The sequence below is a fragment of the Pedobacter sp. FW305-3-2-15-E-R2A2 genome (assembly GCF_038446955.1).
Taxonomy (GTDB): Bacteria; Bacteroidota; Bacteroidia; order Sphingobacteriales; family Sphingobacteriaceae; genus Pedobacter.
The window spans coordinates 892,301-907,975 of record NZ_CP151803.1 but is presented as its reverse complement, the minus strand read 5'-3'; the positions used below and the strand labels follow the sequence as shown (position 1 = coordinate 907,975).

The following is a 15,675-nucleotide window of genomic DNA, read 5'->3' as shown; positions in this document are numbered from 1 at the left end:
TATACTATTTGTTCTTCTTGGTATCTGTTTTACTATTCTCTTTTGCTGCGCCCGGTTTCTTTGCAGCAGTGTTTACCGGTTTTTTTACTGTCGGCTTAGCGGGTTTTGCTGTTGCCGGTTTAGCCGGCGGTTTTATTGTTGCCTTTTTTACAGGACTGGCTACCTTTTTCTTTACCGTTTTAGCAACTGCAGGCTTTGTGGTCTTTGCCGTTGCAGGTTTTGTACTCCCCACCGGCTTAACCGTTTTTGGAGGAGGAGCCGCTGCACCATCAGGCTGGTCGGGGTCATCTCCGTCATTTTTCATTTCCATGGCGATCTGCTGTAACACCAGCTTATCAACCACCGCTTTATTTGACTTCAGCGTATCGACAATCTTAGGTCGCTTCACGCCATTAACAATTATGGAATCCGGCTTATTTTTAATGCAGACCACCTGGTTCGTATACTTTATATTGATCGTTTTATACGTATCCCATCCCACTTTAGGCATCGCCTGCTTATAAAAAGCCAACAGGTTTCTCATCTTTACTTCTAAAGAATCTGCAGAACCCAGAATAATGCGTTGATTGCCTACTCTTGGGATCAGCTCAATATCTGCCTTATCATTTATAAAAAGCTGTTCGATTTGCGCATCCCACAAAGTATCCTTCTTGATAAACAATGCAGTCTCATACAAATCCCTGGCCAGTTTGGTGATCAGCGTATCCACCCTTCCGGTAAAATGTTCCATCACATTTCCATTCGCCACCAGTACATCTGCAGTGAAGTTTGGAGATACCGGCATTTTCAATCCGTTCCGGTCAATATAATAGTCCTGACCATTCGCATTGATCACCCTTAAAATCGGCTGACGCTGTTTAATTTCAATATGAATCACACCGTCCATATCCGCATAGACCGTTGCCATCGCGATATAAGGATTCGATTTAATCTTCTTCTCTATATCCTGAAGATTCACCTGCTCCAGCTTACGCCCGATCAAAGAACCCTGACTCTGTTTTAAAACCGCATCAATCTCTTCCCTTTCTATAAAGTTATCCGCACCTGGAATTAATATTTTGACATTGGTAATCGCAACCGTACTTTTCTTGCTGCTTACAAAACTCATAAGCACCACCAGGCCGCTCAGACAAAATATCCAGGCAAACTTGTTAAATACCGATTTCCAATTGATGTCTTTAAACATTAGTGAAATTAGCTTTAAGTGGTTGTATTAACGTATCTATATCCCCTGCGCCCACTGTTAACAGCAACTCAGGATTTTTATTTTTAATGTACTCCGGCACCAGGCCTTTCGCAACGATCTCTTTATTTTTAAGGGTAATTTTATTCAGCAAGAAGCCGGAATCAATTCCTTCCAGTGGCAATTCTCTCGCCGGATAAATCTCCAGTAACACCAGCTCATCTACCGTACTCAATACTTTTGCAAAGTCGTCTGCAAAATCACGGGTCCGCGTAAACAGGTGTGGCTGAAAAATCACCGTCAGCTTTTTCTCCGGATACAGCTGTCTGACTGCGTCAAAACAAGCCCTTAATTCCTCCGGATGATGGGCATAATCGTCAATATAAATATGACCATCCCCGTTAACTATATATTCAAACCTTCTTTTTACGCCTTTAAAATTCGCAATAGCGACCTTTATTTTATCCGCATCAATGCCCAGCTTTAAGGCCACTGCGATTGCCGCAACTGCATTTTCTACATTATGCTTTCCTGGCAGCATCAGCTGAAAATCGGAGATCAGCGTATCCCCATCTGCATAATCAAACACAAACTTCGAACCTTCCACACGGATGTTCTGTCCTTTGATTTCAGAAGATGAACCTGCACTATAAGTAATTCCCTTCTCCAAAGGCAATCCTGCTTTTACAAACAAGGTCCCTTCTGGTTTCAGTTGTCCGGCAAACAGGCGGAAGGATTCCTCCAGTTGCCCCGCATCACCATAAATATCCAGGTGATCTGCATCCATAGAAGTAATCACAGAAAGATCAGGATGCAAAGTCAGGAATGACCGGTCATACTCATCAGCCTCTACGACCACCACATGGTTATCGCCCAACAAAAAGTTACTGTTATAATTGCTCGCTATTCCACCTAAAAAGGCAGTACAACCAAAACCTGTATCTGTTAGTACATGGGCAATGATCGACGAAGTGGTCGTCTTTCCATGTGTTCCCGCAACAGCAATGCAAAACTGACCTTTACTAATGATTCCCAGTACTTCGGAACGTTTTTTCAAGACAAAGTCAGCTGCTCTGAAATGGTTCAGCAAAGCGCTGTTTTTCGGAATAGCCGGGGTGTACACAACCAGTGTATCTACATCAGGTGATATAAAATCAGTCGGCAATGAAGCAACCTCGTCCACATAAGAAACCGGAATTCCTTCCCCTTCCAGCGCAATCGTCAGGTTCGTTCTGGTCTTGTCATAACCACAAACCACACAACCCCTGTTTTTGAAATACCGCGCAAGGGCACTCATGCCGATTCCACCAATCCCTACAAAATAAATCCGCTTAATCGTTTCTAACTCCATCCTGACCTCCCTTCCTTGCTAAAATCATGACCTCTTCTGCAATTATATTATCGGAATCCGGCAAAGCCATCTTTCCTATGTTTTCGGAAAACATCTTACTGCGTTCCTTATCGTTCAATAAACTCAAAGCCTCCGGTATCAGCGTATCTTCCGCAGAACGGTCGGCGATTAACAATGCTGCATTTTGTTTGACCAGCGCCATCGCATTTTTGGTCTGGTGGTCTTCCGCCACATTTGGTGAAGGCACAAGGATCACCGGCTTTTTAATCAAACAAAGCTCTGCAATCGTCCCTGCCCCTGCTCTGGAAATAATCAAATCAGCTGCAGCATAAGCCATGTCCATTTTATTCAGGAATTCCAGAATTCTTATGTTGGGATGGAAATTCAATCCTACCCGCTCTACAATTCCTTTATAATAGAACTTACCCGTTTGCCAAATCACCTGTACATCTGCATCAATCAATTCCTGAAGGTGCTTTTCAATACTTTTATTTAATGTTCCTGCACCAAGACTACCACCTGTCACCAGGATGGTTCTTTTTAAAGGATCCAGTTTCAGCAATTCTGCACCTGCATGGTGTTTTTGCGCAATATCTACCACGTCTTTCCTTACCGGATTTCCTGTTTTAAGGATGTTTCCTGTTGGGAAGAACTGGTCCATATCATCAAAAGCCACACAGATTTTAGCTGCTTTCTTGCCCAGCCATTTATTGGTGATTCCGGCATAAGAATTCTGCTCCTGAATCAGGTAAGGAACCTTTTTTAATGATGCCGCAAATAAGATTGGACCGGAAGCGTAGCCACCAACACCAACCACGACATCCGGTTTAAAATCAGCAATTAACTGCAAGGCCTTACGCATGCTTCCAAGCAATTTAAATGGCAAACTTAAATTTTTCGCAATAGAGCCTCTTTGTATACCGCTGATGTTTAAACCAATAATCTTATATCCGGCAGCAGGAACTTTTTCCATTTCCATTCTACCGGTAGCGCCGACAAATAAAATCTCACAACCCGGCTCCATGCGTTTTAAGGCATTCGCTATTGATATCGCCGGAAAGATATGTCCGCCAGTACCACCACCTGAAATAATTATTCTCGTTGCGCTCTTCATCTTTATATTATGCCATTGCAGGTATTTCACCTACCACTACTTTTTTACTACCTTTTTCTTCTACATCTCTACTTACGCTCAGGATAATTCCGAATGCGATACTCGTAAAGATCATTGATGTTCCACCCATACTTACCAATGGCAATGGAACCCCTGTTACCGGACCTAATCCTACCGCTACGGCCATGTTAGCAAAAGCCTGGATTGTCAGACTAAAACTAAGGCCCGCAGCCAGCAAAGCCCCAAAGGCCTTCGGACTTTGGGTTACGATTCGGACGCATCGGTAGAGCAGGACGAGGTACAATACAATCACCGTCATTGCCCCTAACAAACCATATTCCTCCACAATAATCGCGAAGATAAAATCCGAATATGGATGGGGCAAAAAATTCCTTTGTGTACTATTGCCCGGTCCCTTTCCGAAAACGCCACCTGTTGCCAGGGCGATTTTAGATTGATCCGCCTGATAGGTCTTATCTGAATTCTGTTTCTCCGGATGTAAAAACGCATTTACCCTCGACTTATATGTTCCGGCCCTTGGACCTAAAAATACAATCAGTAACAGCAGCACCGCACCACCTGCACATACGATAGAGATCTGCTTAATACTGATCCTGCCAATGATGAGCAAGAGTATGCTTACCCCAAAAAGCATGATTGCCGTAGACAAGTTCGCCCATGCAATCAAAGCAAACACCACACATACCGATCCCATGATAGGAATAAAGGCTTCTTTTACATCCTTAATATTTTCCTGTTTCTTCGTCAGCATTCTCGCAAGGAACGTAATCAGCGCCAGCTTTGCCAAATCGGAAGTTTGAAACGTCAGTCCGATCACCGGAATTTTCACCCAACGGGAAGCCTCGTTGATGCTCGCCCCGAATATTGCCGTATAAAACAGCAATGGAATCGTGATGATCATCAGGATTTTTGAAATTCCAGCGTAATATTTGTAATCCAATAAATGCGCGACATAGATCATTCCTATCCCCATAATCACGAAGATCAAATGCTTGGTTAATAAAACCTTTTCTACTGTTTTACCAACTTTATAAGCATAGGTTCCCGTAGCACTATACACTGTAAGTATAGAGATCAGAGACAAAAGGATAATGATCAGCCATATCCAGCGATCTCCTTTTGTTTTGTCTAAAATCTTATTTATTGCGATCATAATCTATAATTCTTTCACAGCCATCTTAAATTGATTGCCACGGTCTTCATAATTTTTGAACAAATCGAAGCTTGCACAGGCAGGCGACAACAATACCGTATTTCCTTTTTTAGCCAGGTGATAAGCCATCTTAACCGCTTCATTTGCAGAAAAAGTATTGACAATCACTTCTACATCATCTTCAAAAGCTTCGTGAATTCTTTTATTGTCTTTTCCTAAACACACGATGGCCCTTACCTTCTGACGAACCAGGTCCTTCAGCATCTCGTAATCGTTTCCTTTATCCACACCACCCATGATCAAAATCACATCTGTATTGACACTTTCCAATGCGTACCAGGTAGAATTCACATTCGTTGCCTTAGAATCATTGATATATTCTACACCAGAGATTTTAGCCACATGTTCCAGTCTGTGTTCAATATTCCTGAAGTCCCCCATGCTTTCACGAATGGTAGCATTTCTGATCTCTAATACCTTTGCCACTATGCCCGAAGCCATAGAGTTATAAATATTATGCTTGCCTTGTAACGCTAGTTCTATGATGGACATGGTTAATGGGTCTTTATGGTTAATATTGATATGCATGTTGTTACTTTCCAGGTATGCGCCTTCTTCGATTTGTTTTCGAATAGAAAAGGGGTACATTTTTGAATTAAACCTGATGTGTTTCATTGCCTTTATCGTCTCTTCATCATCGGCACAATAGATGAAAGTGTCATTACTACCCTGATTTTGAGCGATACGCATTTTTGATGCCGCATAGTTCCCCAACTTGTAGTCGTACCGGTCCAAATGATCCGGCGTGATGTTTAATAAAACAGCGATATCTGCTCTAAAATCATACATGTCATCCAGCATAAAGCTCGAGATCTCCAGCACATACCAATCAAAATCAGCTGTAGCCACCAAAGCAGCAAAGCTATTTCCGATGTTTCCTGCCAGTCCGACATTCAAACCTGCTTTCTTCAAAATATGATAAGTCAGCATGCTCGTTGTTGTCTTTCCATTCGACCCTGTGATACAGATCGTTTTGGCATCGGTATATCTTTTAGCAAACTCAATCTCAGAGATCACCGGAATCTGTTTCTTTTTTAAGGCAACAATGATCGGAGCTTTCTCCGGAATTCCCGGACTCTTGATCACTTCATCCGCATTTAGAATCTCTTCTGCGGTATGTTGTTTTTCTTCAAACGCGATATTCAGCTCCTCTAAGCGTTCTTTATACTGCGAAGCAATGGCGCCAAAGTCAGATACAAAAACATCAAAACCATGTTTTTGCGCCAACATTGCTGCACCTACACCGCTTTCACCGGCACCTAAAACGACTATCCTTTTATTTTCCATTATCGTAGTTTTAAAGTGATGATGGTAATAATGGCCAAAAGAATTCCAATGATCCAGAAACGGGTAACGATCTTAGCTTCATGGTATCCTTTTTTCTGATAATGATGGTGTAAAGGCGACATCAGGAAAACCCTTCGGCCCTCACCAAAACGTTTTTTGGTATATTTAAAATAGCTCACCTGGATGATTACCGATAGGTTTTCTATCAGGAATACCCCACATAAAACCGGGATTAACAACTCTTTACGGATCATGATCGCAAATGCAGCGATAATTCCTCCGATCGCCAGACTTCCGGTATCTCCCATAAACACCTGCGCAGGATAGGAATTATACCATAAAAAGCCCACACACGCCCCGACAAAGGCACCCGCAAAAATCATCAGCTCTCCCGAATTGGGGATGTACATGATGTTCAGGTAATCTGCGATCACAGTATTACCGGATACATACGCCAATAAGCCTAAGGTAAGTCCGATAATGGCCGAAGTACCCGTCGCCAGGCCATCGATCCCATCCGTAATGTTTGCCCCGTTGGATACTGCAGTGACAATAATCACCACAAACAACAGGAATACGAAAACCGCATATTTCTCATACCCATCGCCCAAAAACTTAAGGACTTTGGCATAATCAAACTCATTGTTTTTATAAAAAGGAACATTGGTCAGCGTAGATTTAACGTCCTGAGTATAATAAAAGCTTTCTCCTTTTTGTCTCAACACCATTGGTGCCGTAGTTTTCGAGATTCCCGATTCATCAACCGTTTGTCTCACCACGATGTTAGGATTAAAATACATCGTCCAGCCAATGATTAAAGCCAGACCAACCTGTCCGACAATCTTAAACCTTCCTGCCAGACCTTCTTTATTCTTCTTAAAGACCTTGATATAATCATCCACAAAACCGATGATCCCCATCCACACTGTGGTAATGATCATCAGCAATACATAAATATTCGAAAGGTTGGCCAGCAATAATGTAGGCACCAAAATCCCTAACAGGATCATGATTCCACCCATTGTTGGTGTTCCTTGTTTTTGCATTTGTCCTTCCAGCCCCAGATTTCTCACCGTCTCACCTACCTGCATTTTTTGCAGATAATCAATAATTCTACGGCCATAAACTGTGGTAATGATCAGGGAAATAATCACCGCTAATGAAGTACGGAAAGTGATGTATTGAAACAACCTCAATCCCGGAAAATCGTAATGCTGATTTAGATATTCAAACAGGTAGTACAACATTAGCTGATTAAGTTTAATTGTTCCATTAATATTTCCTTATCATCAAAATGATACCTTACTCCATTGATCTCCTGATACTTCTCATGCCCTTTTCCGGCAAGCAGGATAATATCTCCTGGTCTTGCTAAATGGCAAGCCGTTTTTATCGCCTCTCTTCTATCGACTATACTCAACGTCTTACGTTTATTTGTTGGCGACACGCCCTTTTCCATTTCCTCTACAATCGTTTGTGGATTCTCCGACCTTGGATTATCCGAAGTCAGGATCACCTTATCACTCCAGTCGCAGGCCACTTGTGCCATAACCGGACGTTTCGTTTTATCTCTGTCGCCACCACAACCGATGATGGTGATCACTTGTTCTGTTCCTTTTCTGATGTCATGAATCGTGCTCAACACGTTCTGAACCGCATCCGGAGTATGTGCATAATCCACAATTCCAATGATGTTCTGACTTGAAGTGATGTAATCAAATCTTCCTTCCGCACCAGTCAGGTTACTCAAAGCTGTTAATACCGTTAATTTATCCTGACCAAGTAATACCGCCGTTCCATAAACTGCCAATAGGTTGTACGCGTTGAACGAGCCTACCAGTTTAAAAAATACATCTGAATGGTCAATATCCAGGTGCAAACCATTAAAGCTGTTCTCTACTACTTTCGCTTTAAAATCAGCCAGCTGTTTTAGTGCATAAGTTTGTTTTGTAGCCTTGGTATTCTGCAGCATCACCATTCCATTCCTATCGTCCAGATTGGTCAATGCAAAAGCACTCGCCGGAAGTCCGTCAAAAAATGCTTTCTTTGCTTTGATGTAATTGTCGAAGGTCTTATGAAAATCCAGGTGGTCATGTGTAATGTTTGAAAACACCCCACCTGCAAAGCTCAACCCTTCCGTTCTGTGCTGAACAACTGCATGAGAACTCACTTCCATAAAGCAGTACTCACAACCTTCATCCACCATGTTCTGCAACAGCTCGTTCAAAGCAATTGGGTTAGGCGTAGTATGCGTTGCAGGAATCACTGCATCATTGATGTGGTTCTGTACTGTAGAGATCAGACCTACACTATAGCCCAATTCACGGAACAATTTAAATAATATCGTTGCGATGGTCGTCTTACCATTTGTTCCGGTAATGCCAATCAATTTCAATTTTGAAGAAGGATTATGGTAGAAGTTAGCCGCCATTGCACCTAACGCAACCGAAGTATTTTCTACCTGAATATAAGTCACTTCTGCAGGTCTGTTTTCAGGAATCTGCTCACAAACGATTACTGAGGCACCTGCATTAATGGTATCCGCTATATATTTATGTCCATCGGATAAAGTTCCTTTAATCGCAAAAAATACAGTATCCTTAATGATCTGACGGGAATCAAAAGCAAGCGCAGTCACCTCCCTGTTGGTTACACCAACCAGGTTTGTTATGGCTATTCCATATAAAACATCTTGTAACTGCATACTATCTCAATTCTAATTCTACTGCCAATCCTTTACCTATTTTACTTCCGGAAGGGATAGACTGACTAAACACCTTTCCACTTCCAATCACCTTTGTTTTCAATCCTACATTCCCTAAAAGGTACAATGCGTCTTTTAAACCCATTCCATTTACATTCGGCATAATTCCTTTGATAGAATTATACTCTTCATACACCACACCATTATTGGTATCGATGCTGTTGAAATAGGTAGACTTAGCCGCATAAAGCGATTTAATTCCTAAAGCATTATATACTTTCTTCACTGCTTTACTCTGACCTGCTTTCGCTTCAGGGTTTTTCGTATTCCCTACTAAGTGGTCTTTTACATTGCTATACATCTGCATATCACTTGCATAAATGCGGTCTGCAATTTCTTTAAATACCGGACCAGCTACTGTTGACCCATAATACCCATTCTTAGGACCATTGATAGATACCATGATCGAATATTTCGGTTTGTCTGCAGGGAAATAACCACAGAAAGAAGCCTGATAGCTTCTCTTTGCCTTATACCCTTTATTACCGTCTGCGACCTGTGCTGTTCCTGTTTTTCCTGCTACCCTGTAAAACGGAGAGCCCATCAGCTTACCCGTTCCTTTAGTCACTACAGACTCCAGCATAGCTTGTAATTTTTTGATCGTTCTTTCCGAACAAATCCTATCGCTGATCACCCTTGCATGGAATTGCTCAATTGGGTTTCCCAGTCTTCTGATCTCTTTCACAAAGATCGGCGCAATATATTTTCCATCGTTTGCTACCGCGTTGTAAAAGGTCAGCATTTGAAGTGGTGTGATCTGCATTTCATAACCATAAGCCATTTGTGGCAAGGTCATGTTCTTGTTCCAGCTTCTGTTGGAAGGATTTTTAATCACTGGTTTCGCTTCTCCAGGAATCTGTAAAATCGCCTTCTCATTCATATGGATGTCATACAAATGATCCGTGAACTGAGAAGGGTTATCCTTATAATGGATGTTTACCAATTTCGCAATTGCAGTATTTGCCGATTGTTCAAAAGCTTTCATCACTGTTACCACACCAATTCCACCATGTGAATCTTTAATCGTATGTCCTGGAATTCTGTAAAAACCATCACCAGTATCCACCAAAGTATTGGTATCTACCTTTTTATCTTCCAGCAATGCCATGTAAGAAGCCAGTTTAAACGTAGATCCTGGATCCTGGCTACCACCAATGGCATAATTAAACTTCTCCTCATAAACACCTTCAGACACTCTGGTATAATTTGCTACCGCACGTACTTCACCTGTATTTACTTCCATCAGAATCACCGTACCATGGTCTGCATCACTTAATTTCAACTGTCTTTCCAAAGCAGTTTGCGCAAGATCCTGCATATTGATATCGATTGTTGATATAATATCAGCTCCTTCTTTAGGCGCCACTTCTGCTTCGTCATTTACCGGCATCCAGACACCACCAGCGATCCTTTGCACCAATCTTTTACCACTTTCTCCGTTGATATAATTTCCATAAGCACCTTCCAGTCCTACTCCGTTGGCAACGTTCTCGTTTTTATAGCCAATTGTTCTGGAAGCCAGAAATTTGAAAGGCTTAATTCTTTTGTTCTGCTGCACCGCAATTAAACCGCCTGAATACTTCCCGATGTTATACAAAGGAAATGTTCTGATCGTTTTCAATTCCTGATAACCTATTTTACGTTTGATCAGCAGGTAGCGGGCACTGTCCTTCCTCGCCGAACGCAGGTAACGTGAATATTCTTTAGGCGTTTTATCTTTAAAGAACTGAGATAATTTAAGCGCTAAGGAGTCTACTTTTCCATAGAACACTTTATCATCATCGATTCCACCGGCAAACAAATCCATCCTCAGTTCATACTCAGGAATAGAGGTAGCAAGCAGACTTCCGTCTGATGAGTAGATATTTCCACGTGCAGCTTCCACATTGATATACTTAGTAGAGAGGCTATCGGCCATGGCACGCCATTTATGCCCCTCTACAAACTGTACATCACATAGTCTGACCAATACTGCCACGGCAAGCAGTACAATCAGTCCGAAAGACAGATAAACACGCAATAATATGTTTGCTCTAATGTTCATTAGTGTTGATTACAATTTTTTTAGGAGGTTCGGTTAATTCCTTAATCCCCAATGTATCTACCTTTTTTGCAACTTCAGTCAATTTGCTTTTGAACATTAAGTCTGCTTTTAGCGACTTATATTCCCAGCTCAACTCTTTTACTTCTTTATTTAATTTATCAATACTTCTAATGTTCTTTACCGCCATATGGCTGTTTGCAATGTATAGCATACACAAAACAGACAAAAACAGTAAAAACGGTAACATATCTGTTGCCGCTTCCTTAGTCACTACACCCTCGGTAAATAACTTTTTAAAGAACGCTTTTTCACCTTCAGGCTCCCTTACTTTCCTCCGTGGTTTCTTCAACTGAATTTCTTCAGGTTCCAAATCCTCCTCTTCTATATGGTGCCTGAACTCGTTATTCATAGCTTTTCTCCAATTCTGAGTTTGGCACTCCTTGCCCGGCTGTTGCGCTCCAGCTCTTCAGCATCCGCAACCACCGCTTTTCTGGTGATGATTTTAAGAGGTTTTTGTTCGTTCCCATAAAAATCTTTTTCCACCTCACCTTTAAACTTCCCCTTTGCTATAAAATTCTTAACCGGTCTGTCTTCCAGTGAATGGTAGGACATTACCACCAAACGGCCTCCTGTTTTTAAGACATCAGCCGTTTGCATTAAAAAATTCTCCAGCACTTCAATTTCTGCATTGACCTCGATGCGCAAAGCCTGGAACACCTGAGCCATATATTTATGCTCTTTTCCTTTCGGAATGTGTGCACCTGCTGCTCTTTTAAAATCAGCAAGTGTCTTAATCGGTTGTTCCACACGGCCGGTTACTACCGCACGGGCCAGTGATTTTGCATTTTTTACCTCACCATAAATTCCGAAAATTTTATGAAGCTTATCTTCTGTATAGGTATTCAAAACATCAGCAGCCGTTAAAGCGCCTTGTTTATCCATACGCATATCCAGGTCAGATTCGAACCTGGTAGAAAAGCCTCTTTCCGGCACATCAAACTGGTGGGAAGAAACGCCAAGGTCGGCCAGAATTCCATCTACCGCTCTATAACCCAATAAGCGCAGGTTATTTTTGATGAAGGCAAAATTCTGATCTACAAAAATAAAACGTGGGTCATCAATCTTATTCCTTTGTGCATCAGGATCCTGATCGAAGGCGATCAACACTCCGTCTTTACCTAAATGCTTCAGGATTTCTCTTGAATGTCCGCCACCACCAAAGGTCACGTCCACATATACACCATCAGGTTTGATATTCAAACCATCGATACATTCTTTCAACATTACGGGGATGTGGTAATTATTCTCCATCATTCCTCCTATTCTTATTGCCCATTACTTCTTCTGCAAGCATTGCAAAATCTTCAGGCTCTTTATCAAACAAAGCATCATACGATTTTTTAGACCAGACTTCAATCTTGTCAAACTGACAGGCCAGAACCAGTTCTGCACTGATTTCTATGCCTACAGATTCCAATAAAGACTTAGGTAAATTCACCCTTCCGGTCGCATCTAACGTCAATTCCGTCGCGCCACGGGTAAAATATCGAATAAATTCTCTGTTTTTTTGTTCGTACGGATTCAACTTACTTAACTCTTCCACGATTCCCTCCCATACTTTTTTAGGATAGATCACCAGGTGCTTTTCAAACCCCCTGTTAATCACAAGTCCCTCTTGCTCAACGTTGGGCAATTGTTTTTTCAGAGACGAAGGAACCATCAAGCGGCCTTTCGCATCCAATTTACAATCAAATTCTCCTAACAATTGAACCATTTTAATATGTGCACTTTTTATGTAGGGTAAAAATAGATATTTCTACCACTTTTTACCACATTCTACCACAAAAAATTATCAACATATTTCGTACCAAGATTTTTGCCTCTTTAAAGTGCTAAGAAGGCCTAAATCAAGGTGGTAAAAAAAACAGGCGTTTCGTTTTAAACGAAACGCCTGTCCTAAATTTAGTCTAAAATATTAGGCATTGATCGCCTTCACTCCCGGCAATTCTTTACCTTCCATATATTCCAATAATGCACCACCACCGGTAGATACATAACTTACTTTATCTTCTAAATTGAATTTAGCAATTGCCGCAGCAGAATCACCGCCACCAATCAATGAAAAAGCGCCATTATCCTGAGTAGCAGCTACAACCGCATTTGCAATTGCACGGGTACCATGCTCAAAATTAGCCATTTCAAAAACACCCATCGGACCATTCCAAAGCAAAGTTTTTGAGTTTTTAATCACTTCAGAAAACAGTTCGATACTTTTTGGGCCGATGTCCAATCCCATCCAGTCTGCAGGAATATGACCGGTATCTACGTCCTTTTTCTCGGCATCATTTGCAAATTTATCAGCGATGGTGGTATCAAGTGGGAGAAATAACTTTACTCCTTTAGCTTTCGCCTTTTCCAGCAACTCCAGGCAAAGTGCCATTCTGTCTTCTTCCAACAGGGAGGTACCAATCTCACCACCTTGTGCTTTCGCAAAAGTATAAGCCATTCCACCACCAATGATCAGGTTATCTACTTTATCCAATAAGCTTTCAATCAACAAAATCTTATCAGACACTTTCGCACCACCCATAATTGCCGTGAAAGGTTTCACTGCACCATGATTTACTTTTTCTGCATTTTTCAATTCTTCAGCCATCAGATAGCCGAAGTATTTATCGTTAGGAAAAAATTCCGCTATGATTGATGTAGAGGCGTGTGCACGGTGCGCAGTCCCAAAAGCATCGTTTACATAGACATTTCCAAGTTTAGACAACTTTTCCGCGAAATCTCTGTCGCCTTTTTCTTCTTCTTTATAGAAACGAAGATTCTCCAATAACAACACTTGTCCTGGTTCCAGGTTTTTGGCTTTATCTACCGCAGATGCACCAATACAATCGTCCGCAAATTTCACCTCCAAATCCAGCATTCTGGAAAGGTCACCTAAAATGTGTTTCAAAGAGTATTTGTCTTCTGGTCCGCCTTTTGGACGTCCCAGGTGAGACATCAGGATCACTGAACCACCATCATTCAATATTTTAGTAATGGTAGGCAATGCAGCACGCATCCTTTTATCATCAGTAATGTTAAATTCCGCGTCCAAAGGAACATTAAAGTCCACTCGGATTAGGGCTTTCTTATCTTTGAAATTACACTGGTCTATTGTTTTCATTCTTGTTATTGTTTAGAATTATTGGTTTTGATGTTCCTGCAGCTAAAAAAAGAGACAGATTTTACTAAGTTAATTTACAGCCAGCAACCGGATCATATTAAAATGCGGGCCTATCCCCGGTATCTCAAACTCTTCGGAAATCATGGTAAAGCCAAGCTTCGTATAAAAAGCAGCGGCAGCACTACGGGCATTGCACCAAATATAAGCAGCATTAGCGGATGTCAGTTCATCAATTGCAAAATTTATGAGCTTTGCGCCATATCCCTTTCCCGCAAAGGCCGGATCAGAAGCCATTCCACGCAAACGGAAGCCACGAGGGCCATGTTCAGGATGATCTTCAGGGAAGATGGTCGCAACAGAAACCAATTGATCTCCGGCAAAGCAACCCAGATGTAAGCCACCATCGATGTGATCCTGAGGGAACACACATTCCGCTTCCGGAAGTCCATTTCTGAGCACCAAGCTGCGCAAGGGCAGTGTTTGTTCAGCTGATATATATTTAACCATTTATTTTCTCAATTTTTTGAACCAGGTCTACCAATCTCGCAGAATATCCGGATTCATTGTCATACCATCCCACTACCTTAACCATATCTCCAACGATAGAGGTCAGCTGTGCATCAAAAATGCAGGAATGTGGATTGTCTAGAATATCAACGGAAACAATCGGGTCTTCAGTATACTCCACCAAAGCTTTCAACTCCTGCTCCGAAGCCTTTTTAAAAGCTGCATTAATTTCTTCGATGGTTGTCGGAGATTTTAAAAGACAGGTAAAATCTGTCAAAGAACCATTCAAAACCGGAACCCTGATCCCGGCACCACCCAACTTACCTTCCAGATGAGGAAAAATATTAGTAATTGCTTTTGCCGCACCAGTACTTGTCGGAATGATGGAAGCAGAAGCCGCCCTTGCCCTTCTTAAATCTTTATGTGGACCATCATGAAGGTTCTGATCCCCCGTCATGGAGTGAACCGTAGTGATGTAACCCTCTAATACGCCCCAGTTATCATCTAATATTTTCACCATTGGTGCCACATTATTCGTCGTGCAGGAAGCATTGGAAAGAATGGTGCTTTTTAAATCTATCGCGTCGTCATTTACACCAAGTACGACCATAGGGATATCTTTATCTGCAGCGGGTGCAGAAATCAACACTTGTTTAGCACCGGCAAGCAAATGTTGCCCCGCTCCTGCCCGGCTAATGAATTTACCCGTAGATTCCAGGACCAGATCAATCTCCAAAGCTGCCCATGGAAGTTCCTCAGGATTGGATTTTGAATACAGCTGAATCTTCTTTCCGTTAATGATTAAGGCATCTGATTCAAAAGAGACTTTCCCTTTAAACCCTCTGTGTACCGTATCATACTTAAATAAGTGTGCCAGCGTTGCCGCATCACCTAAATCATTGATGGCCACAACATTGATGTTTTTCTCAATTGCCCTACGTAAAAACATACGGCCAATTCTACCAAAACCATTAATTGCTATATTCATTTCTATCTGTTGTTTTGTTGGTGTAGCAATCCCA

At 41.8% G+C, this 15,675-nt stretch carries 14 protein-coding genes; all 14 read right to left on the bottom strand.

The genetic code is table 11. From position 1 onward, the window contains the following. Positions 1-4: 4 nt before the first annotated feature. Entirely contained in the window at positions 5-1,186 is a 1,182-nt protein-coding gene (locus AAFF35_RS03590; protein ID WP_342331047.1) for a cell division protein FtsQ, read from the bottom strand. Next, entirely contained in the window at positions 1,179-2,534 is a 1,356-nt protein-coding gene (murC, locus tag AAFF35_RS03585) for a UDP-N-acetylmuramate--L-alanine ligase (RefSeq protein WP_342331046.1), read from the bottom strand. Before murC ends, AAFF35_RS03590 begins: the two co-directional genes overlap by 8 nt. After that, positions 2,515-3,648, bottom strand: coding sequence for an undecaprenyldiphospho-muramoylpentapeptide beta-N-acetylglucosaminyltransferase (gene murG, locus AAFF35_RS03580; RefSeq protein ID WP_342331045.1), 1,134 nt, complete (start codon positions 3,646-3,648; stop codon positions 2,515-2,517). Before murG ends, murC begins: the two co-directional genes overlap by 20 nt. Positions 3,649-3,655: 7 nt before the next feature. After that, positions 3,656-4,822, bottom strand: coding sequence for an FtsW/RodA/SpoVE family cell cycle protein (locus tag AAFF35_RS03575; RefSeq protein WP_342331044.1), 1,167 nt, complete (start codon positions 4,820-4,822; stop codon positions 3,656-3,658). A 3-nt stretch (positions 4,823-4,825) separates the two neighbouring features. Further along, complete coding sequence (gene murD / locus AAFF35_RS03570) at positions 4,826-6,169, bottom strand: UDP-N-acetylmuramoyl-L-alanine--D-glutamate ligase (RefSeq protein ID WP_342331043.1); 1,344 nt, start codon at positions 6,167-6,169, stop codon at positions 4,826-4,828. Beyond that, positions 6,169-7,416 carry a phospho-N-acetylmuramoyl-pentapeptide-transferase gene (gene mraY, locus AAFF35_RS03565; RefSeq protein WP_069379161.1) on the bottom strand — a complete coding sequence of 416 codons (1,248 nt, stop codon included), beginning with the start codon at positions 7,414-7,416 and terminating at the stop codon, positions 6,169-6,171. The genes murD and mraY overlap by 1 nt, the downstream gene beginning before the upstream one ends. Then, on the bottom strand, positions 7,416-8,873 hold the full coding sequence (locus AAFF35_RS03560; protein WP_342331042.1) for a UDP-N-acetylmuramoyl-L-alanyl-D-glutamate--2,6-diaminopimelate ligase: 1,458 nt from the start codon (positions 8,871-8,873) through the stop codon (positions 7,416-7,418). Before AAFF35_RS03560 ends, mraY begins: the two co-directional genes overlap by 1 nt. 1 nt (position 8,874) lies before the next feature. Beyond that, positions 8,875-10,977 (bottom strand): penicillin-binding protein, encoded by a 2,103-nt coding sequence (locus AAFF35_RS03555; protein ID WP_342331041.1) that lies wholly within the window; start codon positions 10,975-10,977, stop codon positions 8,875-8,877. Then, positions 10,967-11,386, bottom strand: coding sequence for an FtsL-like putative cell division protein (locus AAFF35_RS03550; protein ID WP_342331040.1), 420 nt, complete (start codon positions 11,384-11,386; stop codon positions 10,967-10,969). Before AAFF35_RS03550 ends, AAFF35_RS03555 begins: the two co-directional genes overlap by 11 nt. After that, entirely contained in the window at positions 11,383-12,288 is a 906-nt protein-coding gene (gene rsmH / locus AAFF35_RS03545; protein WP_342333352.1) for a 16S rRNA (cytosine(1402)-N(4))-methyltransferase RsmH, read from the bottom strand. Before rsmH ends, AAFF35_RS03550 begins: the two co-directional genes overlap by 4 nt. Next, complete coding sequence (mraZ, locus tag AAFF35_RS03540) at positions 12,278-12,751, bottom strand: division/cell wall cluster transcriptional repressor MraZ (protein WP_124579781.1); 474 nt, start codon at positions 12,749-12,751, stop codon at positions 12,278-12,280. Before mraZ ends, rsmH begins: the two co-directional genes overlap by 11 nt. A 201-nt stretch (positions 12,752-12,952) precedes the next feature. After that, positions 12,953-14,146: a phosphoglycerate kinase gene (locus AAFF35_RS03535; protein WP_342331039.1), complete on the bottom strand. Its 1,194-nt coding sequence runs from the start codon at positions 14,144-14,146 to the stop codon at positions 12,953-12,955. 69 nt (positions 14,147-14,215) lie between these two features. Beyond that, positions 14,216-14,653 (bottom strand): GNAT family N-acetyltransferase, encoded by a 438-nt coding sequence (locus AAFF35_RS03530; RefSeq protein WP_342331038.1) that lies wholly within the window; start codon positions 14,651-14,653, stop codon positions 14,216-14,218. Next, positions 14,646-15,641, bottom strand: a complete 996-nt coding sequence (gene gap / locus AAFF35_RS03525) for a type I glyceraldehyde-3-phosphate dehydrogenase (RefSeq protein WP_342331037.1) — start codon at positions 15,639-15,641, stop codon at positions 14,646-14,648. Before gap ends, AAFF35_RS03530 begins: the two co-directional genes overlap by 8 nt. Between the last annotated feature and the right edge of the window lie 34 nt (positions 15,642-15,675).

Excerpts from the sequence above, each read along its gene's own strand:
- AAFF35_RS03575 (WP_342331044.1), bottom strand. The coding sequence starts at position 4,822 with ATGATCGCAATAAATAAGATTTTAGACAAAACAAAAGGAGATCGCTGG.
- murD (WP_342331043.1), bottom strand. The coding sequence starts at position 6,169 with ATGGAAAATAAAAGGATAGTCGTTTTAGGTGCCGGTGAAAGCGGTGTA.
- AAFF35_RS03535 (WP_342331039.1), bottom strand. The coding sequence starts at position 14,146 with ATGAAAACAATAGACCAGTGTAATTTCAAAGATAAGAAAGCCCTAATC.
- rsmH (WP_342333352.1), bottom strand. The coding sequence starts at position 12,288 with ATGGAGAATAATTACCACATCCCCGTAATGTTGAAAGAATGTATCGAT.
- mraZ (WP_124579781.1), bottom strand. The coding sequence starts at position 12,751 with ATGGTTCAATTGTTAGGAGAATTTGATTGTAAATTGGATGCGAAAGGC.
- mraY (WP_069379161.1), bottom strand. The coding sequence starts at position 7,416 with ATGTTGTACTACCTGTTTGAATATCTAAATCAGCATTACGATTTTCCG.
- AAFF35_RS03560 (WP_342331042.1), bottom strand. The coding sequence starts at position 8,873 with ATGCAGTTACAAGATGTTTTATATGGAATAGCCATAACAAACCTGGTT.
- AAFF35_RS03555 (WP_342331041.1), bottom strand. The coding sequence starts at position 10,977 with ATGAACATTAGAGCAAACATATTATTGCGTGTTTATCTGTCTTTCGGA.
- AAFF35_RS03550 (WP_342331040.1), bottom strand. The coding sequence starts at position 11,386 with ATGAATAACGAGTTCAGGCACCATATAGAAGAGGAGGATTTGGAACCT.
- AAFF35_RS03590 (WP_342331047.1), bottom strand. The coding sequence starts at position 1,186 with ATGTTTAAAGACATCAATTGGAAATCGGTATTTAACAAGTTTGCCTGG.
- gap (WP_342331037.1), bottom strand. The coding sequence starts at position 15,641 with ATGAATATAGCAATTAATGGTTTTGGTAGAATTGGCCGTATGTTTTTA.
- AAFF35_RS03530 (WP_342331038.1), bottom strand. The coding sequence starts at position 14,653 with ATGGTTAAATATATATCAGCTGAACAAACACTGCCCTTGCGCAGCTTG.
- murC (WP_342331046.1), bottom strand. The coding sequence starts at position 2,534 with ATGGAGTTAGAAACGATTAAGCGGATTTATTTTGTAGGGATTGGTGGA.
- murG (WP_342331045.1), bottom strand. The coding sequence starts at position 3,648 with ATGAAGAGCGCAACGAGAATAATTATTTCAGGTGGTGGTACTGGCGGA.